The following is a 16600-nucleotide window of genomic DNA, read 5'->3' as shown; positions in this document are numbered from 1 at the left end:
AAAGGGGCCCCCGCTTCCGGTGGCTAGGAAGAACAGCAGTTCTGCTGTTCAACAAAAGTCGTTCCGTTAAGCCAACAGAATAAATCGGAATTGTATTCGGCATTTCAGTTGCTACAGTGATGCTGTCGGGCTGGGGTGAAGACGTGTCCAACAAATTTGACCTGTTTGGCGATCTTGATCGCAGCATCGCGTTTGCGCGGAAGTGGGGCAAATGGGGTCTGCGGGGTACCCGATTCTTGGGCGGGCGCGCGGCAAGGCGGCGGGTCGAAGAGGTGTACGGCCCCGAAGTGGCCGACGAGGTCGAGGCGGCCATCCGCTCCGGGCGAGACCCTGGACCGATCATCGAACGCGCCAGACGCGAGCGTGAGGCCCGCCAGGAGCGGGACCAACTGCTGAAGAACCCGCCGACCCTTCATGGCTCGGCGCGCTGGGCGACACCGCAGGAGTTACGTTCGATCCCGAACGGCAAGCTGTATCTGGCCGGGCGCACCGAATTCGACAATCCCTCCTCGATCCTGCTTGGCGCCTATTCAGACGATGACAGCAATCCTGAAGCCGAATTCGTGCACTGGGATGATGACGGCCACCTGCTGACCATCGCCCCAACACGCTCGGGTAAGGCGGTCACCTCGATCGTTCCCAACCTGCTGCGTTACCAGGGCAGTTGCGTGGTGCTCGACCCCAAGGGCGAGCATTTCGAGAAGACCTCGCGCTGGCGCAAGGCGATGGGTCACGAAATCTACCGCATCGCGCCGTTCGACCGGACCTCCGGAAAGCCCCGGCATCGCTACAATCCCTTGGCGCGTGTTAATTCCGACTCGGACGCCCTGTCTCTCGCAAAGCAGATGTTTCCGCGCGATCCCAAGTCTCAGGACTTTTTCAGCGACGATGCCGTGGGTTTTATGACCGGCGCAATCCTCTACGTCAAACACGTCGCGCCACCCCATCGCCAGACGCTGGCCGCCGTCTGCCAGCTGGCCTCGCAAAAAGGCCAGGATCTGCTCAACGTCGCGAAGAAGATGATGGACTTCCCGCTCACGGCAGAAGCGGGGAAAGCCGTCCTCGAGAAACCACGCGAGCGCGGGGGTCTCAAAACCCTGGAGATCACGCTGGAAAGCAAGCTCGCGCTGTGGCGCGACCGCGACATCCAGGACAGCCTGAGCGGTTCGGATTTTGCGTTCGAGGATCTGAAGGACCGGCCAATCACGGTCTACATCGACATCCCGTTTGGCAAAATGGAGCCCTTCTCGCCTTGGTTGCGGATACTGCTCAAGGGCGCCCTCGATGCGATGGAGAGCAATCCCCGCACCCCCGAAATTCCGGTCCTGTTCATCCTCGACGAGTTTCTCAACCTCGGCCCGTTCCCGGAATTCCGGGCCGCCATTCGCACCCATGCCAGCGCCGGTGTCCGGCTGTGGTTTTTCCTGCAGGACGTCATGTCGCTGCAGGAGCATTACCCGGGCAACAGCTGGCAGCCGTTCCTGAACTGCGCGGTCAAACAATTTTACGGCATCGATGACCCGATCACCGGCGAACTCATCGGCAAATACCTGGGTCACGAAACGCTGGCGTACCTGAACCGGTCCACCGGCTCCAACGGGTCGTCACAGCTCGGGCACTGGTTCGGCGACGCTTCGGGCAATAGCGGAACATCCAGCAATGAAAGCGTCCAGTTCCTTGGGCGACCGCTGCTGACCCCCGACGAAATCATGGCGCTGCTGTCCGGCTGGCAGCGGGGCGACTGGCGTTGGGCGATCAACTATGCGCGCGGCGCGCGGCCGTTCAAGACGCGTCTCGTCGCCTACACCAAGAGTGCCACGTGCATGGAGCGTGTCGGCGCCATGGGGGAAAGCCAATGACCCTCGCCAAGTCATTCTTCGGCACGGAAACCCGCATCCGCGTGCTGGCCGCAACCCTGCTGGCCCTCACGGCCCTCCGCGCCGGCTGGATCGCGCTCAACATCTGGGACCCGGACCCATGGTCCGTCGCATGGGCCCTCGTGCCCTGGCCTTGGCCCATGGGGTCGTGGGCCGTGTGGGCGGCGGAGTTTGCCCTAGTGTTTTATCAGGCCCGCGCCGCCCTGCGGCTGAGCCGCGTGGTGGCGTTACGGTGTGCTCCTCGTGCCTGCGCTTTCCTGGGGCTATCCGCGCCTGACCCGGAAGACCAGGATCACCTCACACCCCGGAACCGGTCGTGGTTGCCGACCGCCTTCCAACTTTCCGGGATCCTGATCCTGACCTGCTGCGTGGTGTACTGGATCACCTTGCTGCTGTGGTTCTCCGAATGGTGCCCCTTCGACCCCTATATGCAGGGCTTCTACGGGCAGCGCGCCCTGGTCACCGGCATCATACTCTCCCTCCTCGGCCTGACCTTTGGGGGCCGCTATATTGCGCGCGCCTCGGGCGACGTCAGCACCAGTTTCCGGGTTGTAATGGTGGGAGCCGACCACTGGCTCGCGCAACGCGTGCATAAGCTCTCCGACCAGCTCAACCTCCCCCGCCCTGCGGTCGGCATCACCGACGTCTTCAATGCGTTCGCCATGGGCAAGGACCAGGAGTCATCCACGGTGGTGATCGGCAAGCCGCTGCTCGGCTACGAACACGACGAGTTGGACGCAGTCATCGGCCATGAGCTCGGTCACATCCTGCACCACGATATCGCCCGCATGACCTTCGCCGAAGGGTTCCAGCGCATGCTGGTTACCGTGGTGAACCTCATCACGGTGTTCGGCGCGATCATGGCCTCGCAGGGCGCGAGGTCACGGTCCGAGGGCAGGCGGAATGTGCTGCTCGTCAAGGGCAGTGGCCACCTCGCCCGGAAGACCGTCTTTATCGCCTCCGAGCTCGTCACCCAGGGCATATCCCGCAACCGGGAATACCATGCCGACGCCGTCGGCGCCCACGTCACGTCCCCCGATGCCATGGCACGTGCCCTCAAGCGCGTCCATGGCGTCGCCGACAAACCCACCCCGGAAGAGCGGCATTACGGCTACCTGATGTTCAGGGGCGCCGGGTTCGGTCACCTGTTTGCGACCCACCCGCCTCTGCAAGCGCGCCTGGCCGCCCTGGGCGCGCGACGGGCGTTCCGCAAGCCCGTCGTCAGACCGGTTGCCACTCCAGCACCCTCTGGGGGGCCCATAAGCGCCCAGCAGCGCCTTGGCCTGGCTCCGGTCATATCCCGCGCCGAAACCGCGTCCGTGGCGCGTACCAGCAAGGTCGTCCCGACGACCAAACTAGCCGGCACGTTCGGTCGCATGCGTGCGGCCGCGTGGAATAAGGCCAACGTCAAACGCCTGCTCATCCTCGGTGCGGCATGCGTCGTCGTCGCGGTGGCGACGCCCGCCGTCGTTAGCTTCTACGCGCTTGATCGTCGGCTTGATGACGCCACGGGCTCAGTGTCCGGCGCATGGTCGGCATCCAAGGATTGGATAATCGACCGGAAGGCTGCATGGTTTGGTGGCGTTGAGTACGCCGAACGTTCTTGGGAGCTTCAGTTACGCGAGCAGGCAATCCGAAACGCGGAAGCGCGGCTCGCAGCCGCCCAGAGCGCCGCGACTGCGGAACGAGACCAGGAAATACATGATCTGCAGCAGAAGCTCGATGCAGCCAACGCCGATCGCGCCGCGCTTACCGCGCGTCTCGCTGCTCTGAAGACTCCAGATACAGGCCAAGGCGCTCAATGACAGCTGTTTCGCCTTAGCAACGGTCTGAAAGCCAGTCCAAATGGTCCTCGGGCGCCTCCCGCTCCATGTCGTCCAGCATGCGCTGCTCAGGGATGTCGTTCTCGTCTCTCTGCGGCGGATGTTCGCCCAGGGACTCCTTGAACCAATCAAGATGGTCCTCAGGGGCAAGGTGTTCCTGCCACTTATCCGTAGCTAGGCGTTCGACGCCCCGTTCCTCGGCCTCCCTGACACGCTCTTCCATCGGCTCAATCCGCGCCGCCACCTTGCCCAGGTCGTACATAAGGCCGAGTTGGGCCTCGTGGCGCTCCCGCAGGTAGGCAATCATCTGCCCTGAACCCTGGTGGGTCTGGATGGCGCTTTCGACCTCATACTCGATGTCGTCGATGGACTTCTCAAGCAGGAGCGCCTGCTGCCGCAGTCGTTCCAGATCTTCGCGCGAACTCATCGGGATCTCCGAAAGGGTTAGTGCTCGTAGTGATAGGCTGGCAGGTGTTCGGGTTGGTCTTGCAGGTCAGCAATCAGATAGGCCCGGAGCTTCTCGCTGGACGTCACCAGCTTCAGGGCCCGTTCATGAAAATAGAAGGCGCTCTGGCGAAGCTCCTCCGGTATCCCGGGAATGGTTTCGGCCTGCGTCTTGCGTAGCGTCCAGTAGGCAAGCCGCTTGCGGCACCTGATGAGGTCTTTTTCCAGCCATTCTAGCTCTTCACGCGTCTGGGCGCGCTGCGCGTCCGCGAGTTCACGGATACCGAAGACGGAGCCGGTATGGACCTTGGTCATGAACTCATGATGGGGCGGCTTCCTGAATCCTGCAAGTGTTGCCCTCGGCCAACGATAAAAACGCCCGTCCAGTGGCCAGCGCCCTCCCACTGCCTAGGAGAAGCGACCGCGGCCCGGTAGCCAGGTCAACAGGTCGTCAGGCGACGGTCCCCGCTCCACTTCAGTCAGCGGTTCAGCGAGATCCGGTTCGTCAAGACCGGGCGGATTCTCCGCCAATTCCTCCCTGAACCAGTCCAGATGATCCTGGAACGACCCATCTTGCGAAGGCTCGACCAATTTCAGCCATCCCAGAGGGTTGTCCCGGTCGATGTCATCGCGCCCCACAGAACGCGCGGTGTGGGTGGCCCCGTGCCGCTCCAGCTCCTCGATTTCCCTTGCTACCGTACCGAGTTCGTAGATCAGCTCCCGTTGGGCGCTATAACGGTCCTGGAGGAATGTTATGATCCGCTTGGCATTGGCCTCCGCTTGCAAGCGGGGGAGCCAAGCTGTGATTGTCGTTTCGATATCGCCGATCGCCTGTTTCAACGACCGGGATTGGTCGTACAGTTCCATCAGCGCTTCCTGATCCTCCGCCATCATGCTCTCCGCGTCTTTCCGGTCAATGTACGCGTCTAAGGACACACGGCAACGACATCATGCCGAAAATGACGCCTGCTTTATCGCTCACCCCGCTCCGGCTCGGATGGTAACTCAGGGGAGCGGGCGGGAGGTTGGCTGGTCGTGTCCAGCCAGTCCAGGTGGTTTTCCCAGCGCTCCAGCGTTGGCACGTCCTCAGGCCGTGTTTTGTCGTCCAGCCAGTCTAGATGGTTCTCAGGCGCCAGCCGGTAGGCTGCGGCCGCATCCTCGCTCATCTCAAGGGCGTTCTGGCGGTCCACCACCGCCCGTGCGGCATCCAGGTCGCCGCGCAGCGGCGGCGCCTCCGCCAAAGCGGGCCGATGCAAGTCGTCCAGCATGCGCTCCTCGGCAGCCGCCAGTTCCTGCGGATGGATCGGCGAACCATCCGGGTCCGGCACCGGCAGGTCTTCATCAGGTTCTCTGGGTGCCATCTGCTGCCTCTCCCGTTGTGCATGGGCCCGCTTGGCCCTTCGTTCCTCAGGATCCGGGCCGCGATGCCGGCCCGGCACATGGTCTACCTTGCGCTTGGCGTAGCTGCGGCTGTCGATCGTCACGGCATGCCCCGCTTTACCCAAAGCTGCATTGGCAATGCCCTCCCAAAGCGCACGGGCCTCGGTCACGAACTGCTTCCCGTCCGCGCTGCGGATCTTCAGCCCGAAACCATCCTGCCCGACCCGTCGGGTCGACATCAACAGGTGGACGTGGGGATTGCGGCGGGCTCCGTCGTCATGGATGGCCAGGTCCACCACGAACCCCTGCGCGGTGTACGCATCGGCCATGGCTCGTGCGACGTCGAGCCACGCTGAACGTGGCAATTCGAGGGGCAGCGCGAACTCCACCTCCTTGGCCAACCGGGCGTCCTTGCGCTTCTCGGCGACCTCGACCGCATTCCACAGGCTTGCCCGGTTCAGCATCCACTCGGGTGCTCCCGCAGGCAGGCGGATTTCTGTCGCCACCACATCGCGACGCCCGCCGAAGTCCGACAGGCGCTCCTCGACTTCATTGGGCAGGACTTCCCCCGCGCGATACGCGGCGGCAGCCACGATGGACCGCCCGTCGCCCCGACTGATGTTTTTGACATTCAGGTGGTAAATGGCCACGGGCCTCTCCACGGCACGGACGGGGTTTCCAAAGGGGGTTTACCCCCTTGGCGCAGCTGCCGGTTTTCTCCGGTTTGCGCCCCGCAACCGGTCAGAAAACCGAGCAAGCGTCGCCCCCACGTTGTAATGCGTACACGTTGGGGCGATGCGTAGGTGCGCTGTACGCATTGCTACAAAATCCCATCGGCCTTGCAAGTCCGGTACCTGCCGCCACGGTGCGAAAACTGCTATCGTGGGGGTAATGAGGGAAACCCTACTGGCGATGCTTGAGCAACATGTGCTCTTGGGCGAGCGCCACATCGCGCGCCAGCGTGAGATCGTTGCGGACTTCCATCATAAGGGCTGCAGGGTCGACTTGGCTGAAGAGCTTTTAATCCTGTTCGAACAGATGCAGCTTCTGCATATCGCTCACCGGGACCGGGTCTTGAATTCAAAGTGAGCCACTCGATCCGGCCATTCTCACTGGTCGAATAGGTCGAGCGTCTCCGGCTTAGCCTTTTTGGTTGGCTTGGCCTTCCGCACATTAATGGCAGCGGCATCAAGCCGGTTCTTGAGATGCACCGCGTAATGCTTCTCGATCATCTCGACGCTAGTCCGGCAGTTTTTGGCGACCTGGTAAATATCGGCGCCTTCGAGCAGCCGAAAGCTGATGTAGCTGTGGCGCAGGGAGTACAGCGTGCGCCGATTGCCCTCCCGGTCGAGCTTCAGGCCGATCTTGTCGAGGATGGCATTGAACTGCTTCTTGTGGTCGACCGGGAACACCCGGTCCGTGGGTTTGGCCTTGTTCCGGGCCACCATGCGCTCGAACGGGAACACCGCACCCGAGGTGCTTTTGCAGTATCCTACCCCACGCTTCCCGCGCACCTGGATTTCGAGGATCTTCTGGCCCGTTGCCTTGTCCTTGACGACCTCCACGTCGCGGTACTCAAGCCAGTTGGCTTCATCGGGTCGCAGGCCTGTATTGGCCAGGAACAGGATCTTGTCGTGCAGCTGTTCGGCCAACCACACCCGGTGCGCCTGTTCCCCCTTCTGGGCTTTCAGGCTGACCGCACGTGCATCATGCGCGTGGCCCCGCGTCGCCTGGTACAGCTGTTTGTACTCCTCTGGTGTAAACCAGGCGCGGTGAACGACCTTCGCGGACTTCTTGTAGGGTTGGGAAATATCGGGCAGGTGGGCCACCCAGCGATGGCGCAAAGCCGTTTTCAGGACCAGCCGCAGCGTGACAGTCTCGTGGTGCAGGGTGCTGCGTGAGGGCAGCTTCTTGCCTTCCTCAGGGGTCATCCGGGAGATGCGATACTCCTGCACGGTGCCGGCATTAATGGTCGACAGGCCCATCTTGCCGAAGAACGGCACCAGATAGCTGCGGACGCGTCGGTAATGGTCTTTGACCCACCGAGCATTCCGCTCACCCTCTGTCAGCACCTCGTATTCCGAGATGAACTGGTCGGCCGCGTCTTTGAATGTCTTCTCTCCCACCAGCTCGCCGCGCCGGCCTTTATCCTTCAGGCCGAAGTACCAGTCCTCGGCCCAGTCCTTAGCCTTGGCCAGGCTGTCCTCCTTGGTGCTGACCCGCCAGTTCTTGCCTTTCAGGAACGTCGAACAGTGCCAGATCGGGCTGTCGTTGCGCCGATAGACGTGAACTTTGCCTTCCAGAATCGTGTGCTTTTCCGCCACCGCCAAACACTCCCTGCGCGTGTGCAAGTTTGTGCAAGAGATGTGTAAGGCTACTTTCGGCATCCTCGCCTAGCAAGGCGATTTATAAGTGCCTGTTTTTCCTGGGAAAATGGCACGGGCAGCAGGGCTCGAACCTACGACCTGCGGTTTTGGAGACCGCCGCTCTACCAACTGAGCTATGCCCGTACACGTGCGCCTCGGCGCAGGCGCTTCCTAAAAGCTTCCGCACGCTCTGTAAAGAGTGGTTTGCAAGCAAACATGCCTTAACCCCTGCGCCAGAAATCGGGATAGTCGACGACCAGCCCCTCGGCATCGATCTCCAGCTCCCGCCTGAAGTCGCTCGCGCGCGATTCATAGAGGTAGCGCCTGCCCTCTTCGAGGCACGTGTAACGCTGCGGGTTGCGCACGACAGTGAGTGCCGGGAAATCGATGAAGGCAGTGGCGATCTCGGCACTCTGCCCGGCCGAAAGCGCCAGGCGGCGGATCGGCAGCGTGTTGGTAAAGGGCGTGACGGTGAGGTCGGGTTCGAGCACGCCCGCCAGCTCGGGCATCGGCAGGCCGTCCCTGGTCCAATGACCATCGCCATCGGAGGCCAGGACAAGCGTCCGGCCATCGCCGATCATATCGACCGTGACACTCTTCGCGTGCCAGCCGGCATCGCAGGTAATGCGGTAGCGGACCGCAAATGGCGTCTCGCCCGAGCAGATGACGACTGAATCGGCCAGGAACCGGCCCGCTTGCTCCCCCAGCACAAGATGTTCGAAGCCCGGTCCATCCCACTCGCGCCAGCGCACGATCTTGGCATCTTGCGGCATCAATCATCGACCTCCCTGGCAAGCGGAAGCTATTTTGCGTCCGGCACCCGGTACGGCCCGCCAGGCACTCCCCAGCCCCAGGCGGGCATCGGTTCGGCCTCGGGATCGCAGGTCTCGCCGAGATTGGAATTCATCTTGGCCAGTCGAGACCCCCATTCGACGTAGCCCATGAAGGCGGAACGGAATTCTGGATCGTCCGGCAGGCCGACCTGATCCGCCGCGTCGGCGAGAAGATTGATCCAGCGGCGGCGCTGCTCCTCGGTCAAATGCTTGCCCAGATGATGCATGACCATTTCGCGGTGGCCGCCGAATTCCTCGCTGTAGGTTTTCGGTCCGCCGAAGACCTCGCCGATGAAGGCGGCGACATGGGCCGGGTGATCCGGCGACATGTGTTTGAACACCGGGCCAACGACCGGATCCTTTGCCACCTTGTCGTAGAAGGTTTGCGTCAGCCGGTTCAGCGCCTCGCTGCCGCCGGCCCACTCGTAGAGTGTCGGAACGTCCTGGCTCATTCTCGATCCTTCGCCGGCCCCGCAGCCGCGACGATAGCGGAAATCGAGCATGGCTCAACCTGCCTCGATGGGCAGTTTGCCGACGTCGCCGTGCTCTACAGCTTGGCAGGCGCATCAGCCTGTGCATTGGCGGCTGGCAGGCCTTGGCAATTGTCGGGCTTGGCAATGGCCTTGCAAACCGTGGAGCCGGTCAGCGCGTCGACCGATTGCGGTCCCGTTGTCAGTCCAGCCTTCAGCATCGTGTCCGGGTCAAGTTGCCCCTCGGACGAGCGTCGCTCGATCGCCGCGAACAGAGCTGGACCGATCGCCATCTCGTTGAGATACGCCTTGACCACCAGCTTCTGTCCCATCGGATACAGGCTGAGCCGCGCCCGGGGCCCGACAAGCCGTCTGGCACCGCCGGCGACCATGAGCGCACAGGCAGAATCACACTCCACCCCGGCATCGATGGTCAACCCCGCATAGGCTCCCTCCGTGGCCAGGCAATTCCACGCGCCGGGGTCGCAGTCGACGAAATCGGTCCGGGCAACGGCGATGTCGAGCTTTCTTTCATGGATAAGTCGTCCCATTGCGAGAGCGCTGGGCAGGTCGCCACCGCGTGAACTGATGACGACAGGCAGCCGCCGATGGCCAAGCGTGGCCAGCAACTGCCGCAGTTTCCGCGGCGTCTGGTTCGTTATCGCACCTTCCGCCGATATCCATTCCGGACAGTCGGGATTGCACAGCGGGTTGCTGCCGCGAACCACGATGAAGCGCATGTCCCCGCCGGCCTTCGCGGTGTCCGGTTGAACGGGTCCGGCAGTCATGGATTTTTCCGCGGCCGATGGCGTCGTCTTGTTTGCAGGTCCAGCTATCTCCCGGCAGTTCGTGGCCGGCCGGTTCAGCCTGCACAGGCTTGCCGTGGTCAACAAATCTACCGCGTCCCGGCTGGTGACCAGCTTCATCGTCAACATGGCGTCGAGCGGAATCTGACGAATCTCGCTCGCCGGCGTGGCCTTCATGATTTCCAGCACGCCATCGCCTATACCCATTTCCCTCAGGTACACCGAAAGCGTCTTCTCGACGGTCCTGCTCATCTCGTAGGTTTTGTAGCTGCCTGCGTTTTTACGGCTGACCACCTTGGTGCTGATGATCTTCTTCTTGCCGTTCACGATCCGGTACGTGGTCCGGTAGAGCAGCCTCTCGCGGTGGAACGTGGTGGTGATCTGGTGGACGCCGAGATAGCCGTAATCTCCAACCACGCGGCGGACACCGCCGGAAAACATCAATGGACAGGCCGAATTGCACATGGCTCCGTCGTCATAGGCCACCCCGAAATAGTCGGCACCCTTGCCCTTGTTGTCCTCGCAGTCGCCCATTGCCGGCTGGCAACCGGAAAAAACCGTCACGCCGACGGCGATATCGAGCTTGTTCTTGCGGATCATCCGGCCCAGGGCCAGCGCCGCATCGACATTACCGCCGGGCGAATTGACGACCACCGGCAATTGCCTTCCCTTGAGCGCCTTGAGCGTGCGCTTGAGGAGCGACGGCGTGTCCGCCGCGATGGTGCCGTCCGCCGATATCCATTCAGGACAGTTGGGTTCGCATCCCGGAGCGTTGCTGCGCACGACGACGAAGCGCATCGGCGGGATTTCGGGAGGCCCATCTTCCGCTTGCGCTGTCACAATAGGCAGCGCCATGGCGACGACGAGGCAAACCAGTGCCCACAACCGCCATGCCTTCCCATCGAAACGGCGCCTTGGAACCACTGTCGGCAAAGCTCCCTTGGTGCAACCTATACTAGTTGCAGCCATGACGCTTGCAACAGCTTTGAGAGGCCCTCGCAATACTTGCGCTGCCAAGCGCACGAAACGAAAAAAGGGCGGCCCCGAGGCCGCCCTTTCCTTGTCGAACCGGCAGCAGCCGGTCTCGATTACTCTTTGATGGTGACGACGATGCCGGCACCGACGGTGCGGCCGCCTTCACGGATGGCGAAGCGCAGCTTCTCTTCCATGGCGATCGGCACGATCAGCTCGACATCGACCGTGATGTTGTCGCCGGGCATCACCATCTCGGTGCCTTCCGGCAGCGACACGATGCCGGTCACGTCGGTCGTGCGGAAGTAGAACTGCGGACGGTAGTTGGTGAAGAACGGCGTGTGACGGCCACCTTCGTCCTTGGTCAGGATGTAGGCTTCGGCCACGAACTTCTTGTGCGGCTTCACCGTGCCCGGCTTGGCCAGAACCTGGCCGCGCTCGACACCTTCACGATCAACGCCGCGCAGCAGCGCGCCGATGTTGTCGCCAGCCTGGCCCTGATCGAGCAGCTTGCGGAACATTTCCACGCCCGTGCAGGTCGTCTTGGTCGTCGGACGGATGCCGATGATTTCCAGTTCCTCGCCGACCTTGACCACGCCGCGCTCGACGCGGCCGGTCACGACCGTGCCACGGCCCGAGATCGAGAACACGTCTTCGATCGGCATCAGGAACGGCTTGTCGAGCGGACGAACCGGCGTCGGGATGTAGGCGTCGACCTGAGCCATCAGCTCGCGGATCGCGTCCTCGCCGATCGTCTTGTTCGAATCTTCGAGTGCGGCAAGCGCCGAACCCTTGACGATCGGAATGTCGTCGCCGGGGAATTCGTTCTTCGACAGCAACTCGCGAACCTCGAGCTCGACCAGTTCGAGCAGCTCGGCGTCGTCGACCTGGTCGACCTTGTTCAGGAATACCACGATCGACGGCACGCCGACCTGACGGGCAAGCAGGATGTGCTCGCGGGTCTGCGGCATCGGGCCGTCGGCGGCAGACACGACCAGGATCGCGCCGTCCATCTGCGCGGCGCCGGTGATCATGTTCTTCACATAGTCGGCGTGGCCGGGGCAGTCGACATGCGCGTAGTGGCGGTTCTCGGTCTCGTATTCGACGTGAGCCGTCGAGATCGTGATGCCGCGCGCCTTCTCTTCCGGCGCCGCGTCGATCTGGTCATAGCGCTTGTATTCGCCAAAATACTTGGTGATCGCAGCCGTCAGCGACGTCTTGCCGTGATCGACGTGACCAATCGTGCCGATGTTCACATGAGGCTTAGTGCGCTCGAATTTACCTTTTGCCATAGTCTCTTTCCTTGGACGGCCTGGACCTTCAGTTCAGTCGAATGCGGGGCGATTAGCGAGAAAGGCCAAAAAACACAAGCGTCTTTTGCCCGGGCGCCATCTCACTCGGCCAGAACCCATGATCCGATTGCGGGGATATGGCACCGATATAGGGACGCGACATTGAAAATGGAATGGGCGAAGGCCGACGGAGCAATGCGGGGTTTCCTGCGGCTTTACATCCCTCACTGTTGGGTTTGTTGGCGGTCCATGGCCCATTGCGGCGACGATCCGCGTCTGATTTCCTGCGCAGATGCATTTCATCCCGACTGCCATTCGCGGCCCGCTGTTCATGATCGTCTCGACCGGGTCGTATCTGGTCAACGACACGATGATGAAGCTCGCCACTGCCGGCTTGCCGTCCTACGAAGTGCTCTTCCTGCGTGGTGCCGCGGCAACGCTGTGGGGCTTTCCGCTGTTGTTTGCGCTCGGCTACGGCAAGCAAGTCCCTCTGATCTTCGACAAGCGGGTGCTGGGAAGGAACCTGCTCGAGTTGGCGGCGATCCTCTGTTACGTCGTCGCGCTCGCCAACATGCAGATCGCCGATTCCACCGCGCTGGGGCAGATCACGCCGCTCCTGATGCTGGTCGGATCCTCGATCCTGTTTGGCGAGCGTATCGGCGGCCAACGCATGGCGCTGATCGGGCTCGGCTTCATCGGCGCGCTGATGGTGGCGCAGCCGACCATGCAAGGCATTTCGGTCTACGCCTTGCTGGCGCTCGGCAACGCGACATTCGCCGCCGCCCGCGATCTGGCCGGCCGCAAGATCACCGCCGAAGTGCCAGGAATGATCGTGGCGATCTCGGCGGTCGTCGTGGTCCTGATCGGCGCCGGCACCGCGCATCTGGTTTCCGAGCGCTGGGTGGCGCCGGAGGCGCATCACCTGCTGCTGATGGCGGGAGCCGGTTTCTTCCTGATCTTCGGCCACTTCTTCATCTTCATGGCCTACCGCGTCGGGCCGACCGGAGCGGTAGCGCCGTTCTACTACTGCTTCACGGTCTGGGCCGTCATTTCCGGCCTGCTGGTGTTTGGGCAATTCCCCAATGCACTGGCGGTCTGCGGCATCCTGCTGGTCGTCTGCAGCGGGCTGACCATCGTGTCGCTGGACCAGCGCAAGCGTCGGCTGGCCGTGGTCGCCTGATCCGCGGCGGCACGCCGGCATATGGCTTCCGATGCCGTGAGCGCAGGCAGCACCGACGGCGGATTATCGCAATTCGGGATTCGGCAGAGCTGGTAGTCTGCCGACGCCTAGATGGTCCGCTTGCCCGAGAACTGATGATAGGCCCACAACACCACGACGGCACCCACGACCGCGACGATCAAGCTGTAGATGTTGAGGCCGGTGACGCCCGAAGCACCGAAGGCACTGAAGATCAGGCCGCCGACAATGGCACCGACAATGCCGAGCACGATATCCATGATCATGCCCTGACCGGTCTTGTTGACGATCTTGCTGCCGATGAAGCCGGCGATGACGCCGAGAATGATCCAGCTGATGATACCCATTTTTTTCCTCTCCATCCCCCGCCAACCCGACATTTTCATATGAATGTCAAAACCACAAGCCAGCTTGAAATTCCGCCCGATTGCGCCATTGTTGACGATGGGCAGGGCTTGGCCAGATGGAGGATCCACTATGGGACTTTTTGACAACGCCGTTCCCGGCGGCAACATCACCAAACCGCTGATGATCGCGCTCGGTGCGCTGCTGGTCGGAAAGATGCTGAGCGGCAGAAGCGCCGAACAGCCGGACCAGCCTCAAGCACCCGTGCCGGCCGATCCCACTGCCGCCGGAACCGCATCTGGTGACGGCGGCCTGCTCGGCGGACTGGGCGGCCTGCTCGACAAGCTCAAGAATGCCGGCCATGGCAATGTCGCCGACTCGTGGGTCGGCACCGGGCAGAACCAATCGATCAACCCCAATGAGCTGGGCAACGCAATCGGACCGCAAGTCATTCGCGAGATCGCCCAACGGACGGGGCTCGACGAACAGGAGCTGCTCAAGCAACTATCGGCTGCCTTGCCCGGCATCGTCGACAAGCTGACGCCGAACGGCCAGGTGCCGCAGCAGCACCAGGTCGCGTCCGCGTTCAACGGCTAGCGCGGCGCACGCCAATGCCTGAAGCGCTGCGCGCCTGCCGCGCAGTGTTTCGGCTTGCCGACATGTAGCTGAAAATCTGGAGCGGGTAGCGGGAATCGAACCCGCACCAAGAGCTTGGAAGGCTCATGTGATACCATTTCACCATACCCGCGCACGCACGCCCTAGCTATTCGACAAGGTTGCGAAGGTCAAGAAGCTCTCGCCACCCAATAGACATTGCTGCAAGGCTCGATGGCTGAGGCAGGTCGCAGGCATTGAATGCCTGGCAGACGACCGGCAAGTCAGACCCAGTTCGAGAGAACCGTCTCCATCTCGACCGTCTCCACCTGCTGTGCGAACCGTTGGTGATAAACGGTCAACAGCGCGTCATGCGTGGCATCGGAAGAACTGCACAGCGCGTCCGTAACGAGAACCACGCGATAGCCGAAATCGATCGCTCCGAGCACCGTAGCCAGAACGCACACGTCGGTTTCGCCGCCGGTGATGACCAGCGTGTCGATGTCGCGTTCGTTCAGAAAGGCCCTGAGGTGACCTTCGAACCAGGGCGAGTATATGTGCTTGTCGATGACGGCCGCCGGCGGGCAGTAAGCGGCCAGTGCCGGCAACAAGTCGACCATTTCGGACCCGATATTTTCGATCGCCATCGAGGCCCAGCGCTCATAATAGCGCTTCCATGTGCCAACGCCCTGCCCGGGCTTTTGCGCGGGCAGGAAGCGCGTGAAGACGGTCTCTGGTGCTCGTCTTTCGACCAGCCTCTCGATTTGAGGAAGGACACGGGTGATCCAGGGGGTCGCCCATTGCGACAGCTCGGCAAACAGCCTTTGCATATCCACGCAGACATGCATGCATCGGCGCCCCAACGGACCATATGCCAAGCCCGGCATCGACATGGAAGATAATCCTATTCCATGACATGGGGGGTGTGCCGTTTGTCCTCCATCGGGTCGACATCGATGCGCGCCTTTCGCGGATCGAAAGCGCCATGACCTGCAATGGCCCGCGCTGCAGTATCGGGCGTCTCGTATGTCCACATGAAGTCGTCGGCCGAGCTACCGACAGCATGGACCCGCCAATAGCTCGCGGTTCCCTTGAGCGGTGAGCTGCTTGTGGTGTTGGTCTTTTCGAAAAGGTCGAAATAGATGTCCTCGAAAGGGACAAAGAATGTCGGCTCCTGTCCCTCTTCCCTGAGAACCTTCGCGTGCTCCGTGGCCGCGACCACGGCGTCGGAAAATCGCACCGTCACCGTTCCGGCAAACGGTTCTATGGTCAGTTGGCGAAAGTCGTGTCCTGAAGTTGCGGCTGAAGTTTGCATCCGAATTCTCCCTGGCTATCGTTTCGATCCACCAATGGAGACGAAATGCGCGGTGATGCATCAGGTTCCAGCTTGTGCGATTGAAGCCGAATGGACCGCTGAGCAGCGATTATCAGCTGCCGAAACTGTTGAGAAAGCACATCAACAGCCGCGAAACCTCTTGTGAGGCCTCACGTGTTGGAAGTGCCCGACAGCGTCCAGGACCAACCGTCTGTAGGACGCACAGTGCCCGTTTGCCGCCGCCGTCGCCGGCGGGACGCAGAAGGAGTAACGTGCAGCCGTTCGGCTATGCCACGAACACAGGGACTGATCGACAAGACGGATCAGGTGGGTCGCACCGTGCGGTCGCGAACAGATGACGGTCCTCACCTGAGCCGCTCGGCACGCATCAGAACATGATCCTTTGCCTCAACCAGGCAAGAAACCTGTTGCCGCCAATTGTCGCGCGGACCCGAGCGGCGGCCCACCCCGCTTTCATGGTGGCGCCTACGTGACAATCGCAAACGATGTCGTGCAGTTGCCAGTCATTCAGTTCGAAGAAGCGCTTGGCCTCGCCATAAGTGTCATCCCTTAGACCCGACGCGCGCAGCACCGGGTCTTCGAAGGCAACAGCGATCGCCGACCCTTCGCCGCGTGCCATGGCGCGTACCTCCGGATGCAGATGTTCGGTCCCTCTAAACGCGCCAAGGCATCGCTCGGGATTCTGATCGAGAAGTTCGGCCCATCGCGCGATCCGCTCTTGTCGGGTCATTTCCGAATGTGGCGCCGAGGATTCAATCCTGGCGACGGCCTGCAGTTGGTCGAGTGTCTGGTGTTTCATGGTCAACTCCTGTCGTGAAGGGAGAAGCGCCCACGCCTTCAAGGAAATTATCGCGCGGCTGTGCT

At 62.0% G+C, this 16600-nt stretch carries 18 protein-coding genes and 2 tRNA genes; 5 read left to right on the top strand and 15 right to left on the bottom strand.

The annotated features are described in order from the left end of the window. Positions 1 to 143 precede the first annotated feature (143 nt). Together EN808_RS08645 and EN808_RS08640 are read left to right on the top strand one after the other, a co-directional pair. A complete protein-coding gene (locus EN808_RS08645; RefSeq protein WP_245525046.1) occupies positions 144 to 1859 on the top strand; it encodes a type IV secretory system conjugative DNA transfer family protein in 1716 nt (571 codons plus the stop codon). Beyond that, positions 1856 to 3682 carry a M48 family metalloprotease gene (locus tag EN808_RS08640; protein WP_135915558.1) on the top strand — a complete coding sequence of 609 codons (1827 nt, stop codon included), beginning with the start codon at positions 1856 to 1858 and terminating at the stop codon, positions 3680 to 3682. The genes EN808_RS08645 and EN808_RS08640 overlap by 4 nt, the downstream gene beginning before the upstream one ends. A gap of 13 nt (positions 3683 to 3695) precedes the next feature. On the opposite strand, the gene EN808_RS08635 is transcribed toward EN808_RS08640, so the two are convergent. The 4 genes from EN808_RS08635 to EN808_RS08620 form a co-directional block, all read right to left on the bottom strand. Continuing rightward, on the bottom strand, positions 3696 to 4127 hold the full coding sequence (locus EN808_RS08635) for a hypothetical protein (protein WP_135915557.1): 432 nt from the start codon (positions 4125 to 4127) through the stop codon (positions 3696 to 3698). A gap of 17 nt (positions 4128 to 4144) precedes the next feature. Then, positions 4145 to 4459 (bottom strand): hypothetical protein, encoded by a 315-nt coding sequence (locus EN808_RS08630; protein WP_135915556.1) that lies wholly within the window; start codon positions 4457 to 4459, stop codon positions 4145 to 4147. A gap of 93 nt (positions 4460 to 4552) precedes the next feature. Further along, positions 4553 to 5035 (bottom strand): hypothetical protein, encoded by a 483-nt coding sequence (locus EN808_RS08625; protein ID WP_135915555.1) that lies wholly within the window; start codon positions 5033 to 5035, stop codon positions 4553 to 4555. An 80-nt stretch (positions 5036 to 5115) separates the two neighbouring features. Beyond that, positions 5116 to 6174, bottom strand: coding sequence for a MobA/MobL family protein (locus EN808_RS08620; protein ID WP_135915554.1), 1059 nt, complete (start codon positions 6172 to 6174; stop codon positions 5116 to 5118). A gap of 262 nt (positions 6175 to 6436) precedes the next feature. On the opposite strand from EN808_RS08620, the gene EN808_RS08615 reads away from it, so the two are divergent. Continuing rightward, positions 6437 to 6613: a hypothetical protein gene (locus tag EN808_RS08615; RefSeq protein ID WP_245525045.1), complete on the top strand. Its 177-nt coding sequence runs from the start codon at positions 6437 to 6439 to the stop codon at positions 6611 to 6613. A 20-nt stretch (positions 6614 to 6633) separates the two neighbouring features. On the opposite strand, the gene EN808_RS08610 is transcribed toward EN808_RS08615, so the two are convergent. The 6 genes from EN808_RS08610 to tuf form a co-directional block, all read right to left on the bottom strand. Next, positions 6634 to 7848 (bottom strand): site-specific integrase, encoded by a 1215-nt coding sequence (locus EN808_RS08610; protein ID WP_135915552.1) that lies wholly within the window; start codon positions 7846 to 7848, stop codon positions 6634 to 6636. 110 nt (positions 7849 to 7958) lie between these two features. Then, positions 7959 to 8034 (bottom strand) — tRNA-Trp (locus EN808_RS08605). Positions 8035 to 8111: 77 nt separating this feature from the next. Continuing rightward, positions 8112 to 8663: a putative glycolipid-binding domain-containing protein gene (locus tag EN808_RS08600; protein ID WP_135915619.1), complete on the bottom strand. Its 552-nt coding sequence runs from the start codon at positions 8661 to 8663 to the stop codon at positions 8112 to 8114. A 29-nt stretch (positions 8664 to 8692) separates the two neighbouring features. Then, positions 8693 to 9175 carry a group II truncated hemoglobin gene (locus EN808_RS08595; protein ID WP_127280487.1) on the bottom strand — a complete coding sequence of 161 codons (483 nt, stop codon included), beginning with the start codon at positions 9173 to 9175 and terminating at the stop codon, positions 8693 to 8695. A 95-nt stretch (positions 9176 to 9270) separates the two neighbouring features. Beyond that, complete coding sequence (locus EN808_RS08590) at positions 9271 to 10923, bottom strand: hypothetical protein (RefSeq protein WP_135915551.1); 1653 nt, start codon at positions 10921 to 10923, stop codon at positions 9271 to 9273. A 164-nt stretch (positions 10924 to 11087) separates the two neighbouring features. Continuing rightward, positions 11088 to 12263, bottom strand: coding sequence for an elongation factor Tu (tuf, locus tag EN808_RS08585; RefSeq protein WP_127869375.1), 1176 nt, complete (start codon positions 12261 to 12263; stop codon positions 11088 to 11090). Positions 12264 to 12555: 292 nt separating this feature from the next. Between tuf and EN808_RS08580 the strand changes: the two genes are divergently transcribed. Beyond that, a complete protein-coding gene (locus EN808_RS08580; protein ID WP_127869376.1) occupies positions 12556 to 13443 on the top strand; it encodes a DMT family transporter in 888 nt (295 codons plus the stop codon). Between the two features lie 107 nt (positions 13444 to 13550). Here the strand turns inward: EN808_RS08580 and EN808_RS08575 are convergent, their stop codons facing one another. Further along, positions 13551 to 13808, bottom strand: coding sequence for a GlsB/YeaQ/YmgE family stress response membrane protein (locus EN808_RS08575; RefSeq protein ID WP_127279958.1), 258 nt, complete (start codon positions 13806 to 13808; stop codon positions 13551 to 13553). 130 nt (positions 13809 to 13938) lie between these two features. Between EN808_RS08575 and EN808_RS08570 the strand changes: the two genes are divergently transcribed. Next, the gene (locus EN808_RS08570; RefSeq protein WP_127869377.1) at positions 13939 to 14403 is read left to right on the top strand and encodes a YidB family protein; all 465 of its coding nucleotides are present in this window, start codon (positions 13939 to 13941) and stop codon (positions 14401 to 14403) included. Between the two features lie 77 nt (positions 14404 to 14480). On the opposite strand, the gene EN808_RS08565 is transcribed toward EN808_RS08570, so the two are convergent. The 4 genes from EN808_RS08565 to EN808_RS08550 all read right to left on the bottom strand — a co-directional run bounded on the left by EN808_RS08565 (position 14481) and on the right by EN808_RS08550 (position 16535). Next, a tRNA-Gly gene (locus EN808_RS08565) sits at positions 14481 to 14554 on the bottom strand. A 130-nt stretch (positions 14555 to 14684) separates the two neighbouring features. Then, positions 14685 to 15293 (bottom strand): isochorismatase family cysteine hydrolase, encoded by a 609-nt coding sequence (locus EN808_RS08560; protein WP_135915550.1) that lies wholly within the window; start codon positions 15291 to 15293, stop codon positions 14685 to 14687. Positions 15294 to 15304: 11 nt separating this feature from the next. Beyond that, a complete protein-coding gene (locus EN808_RS08555; RefSeq protein WP_127279955.1) occupies positions 15305 to 15715 on the bottom strand; it encodes a DUF427 domain-containing protein in 411 nt (136 codons plus the stop codon). 388 nt (positions 15716 to 16103) lie between these two features. After that, complete coding sequence (locus EN808_RS08550) at positions 16104 to 16535, bottom strand: hypothetical protein (protein ID WP_135915618.1); 432 nt, start codon at positions 16533 to 16535, stop codon at positions 16104 to 16106. Positions 16536 to 16600 lie beyond the last annotated feature (65 nt).

Source organism: Mesorhizobium sp. M8A.F.Ca.ET.165.01.1.1 (genome assembly GCF_004792065.1).
Lineage (GTDB): Bacteria > Pseudomonadota > Alphaproteobacteria > Rhizobiales > Rhizobiaceae > Mesorhizobium.
This window is presented reverse-complemented; position numbering and strand designations above follow the sequence as displayed.

Coding starts and splice junctions, on each gene's coding strand:
- EN808_RS08600 (WP_135915619.1), bottom strand. CDS start 8,663: ATGCCGCAAGATGCCAAGATCGTGCGCTGGCGCGAGTGGGATGGACCG.
- EN808_RS08575 (WP_127279958.1), bottom strand. CDS start 13,808: ATGGGTATCATCAGCTGGATCATTCTCGGCGTCATCGCCGGCTTCATC.
- EN808_RS08625 (WP_135915555.1), bottom strand. CDS start 5,035: ATGGCGGAGGATCAGGAAGCGCTGATGGAACTGTACGACCAATCCCGG.
- EN808_RS08550 (WP_135915618.1), bottom strand. CDS start 16,535: ATGAAACACCAGACACTCGACCAACTGCAGGCCGTCGCCAGGATTGAA.
- EN808_RS08595 (WP_127280487.1), bottom strand. CDS start 9,175: ATGAGCCAGGACGTTCCGACACTCTACGAGTGGGCCGGCGGCAGCGAG.
- EN808_RS08560 (WP_135915550.1), bottom strand. CDS start 15,293: ATGTCGATGCCGGGCTTGGCATATGGTCCGTTGGGGCGCCGATGCATG.
- EN808_RS08630 (WP_135915556.1), bottom strand. CDS start 4,459: ATGACCAAGGTCCATACCGGCTCCGTCTTCGGTATCCGTGAACTCGCG.
- EN808_RS08615 (WP_245525045.1), top strand. CDS start 6,437: ATGCTTGAGCAACATGTGCTCTTGGGCGAGCGCCACATCGCGCGCCAG.
- tuf (WP_127869375.1), bottom strand. CDS start 12,263: ATGGCAAAAGGTAAATTCGAGCGCACTAAGCCTCATGTGAACATCGGC.
- EN808_RS08580 (WP_127869376.1), top strand. CDS start 12,556: ATGCATTTCATCCCGACTGCCATTCGCGGCCCGCTGTTCATGATCGTC.
- EN808_RS08635 (WP_135915557.1), bottom strand. CDS start 4,127: ATGAGTTCGCGCGAAGATCTGGAACGACTGCGGCAGCAGGCGCTCCTG.
- EN808_RS08555 (WP_127279955.1), bottom strand. CDS start 15,715: ATGCAAACTTCAGCCGCAACTTCAGGACACGACTTTCGCCAACTGACC.
- EN808_RS08640 (WP_135915558.1), top strand. CDS start 1,856: ATGACCCTCGCCAAGTCATTCTTCGGCACGGAAACCCGCATCCGCGTG.
- EN808_RS08570 (WP_127869377.1), top strand. CDS start 13,939: ATGGGACTTTTTGACAACGCCGTTCCCGGCGGCAACATCACCAAACCG.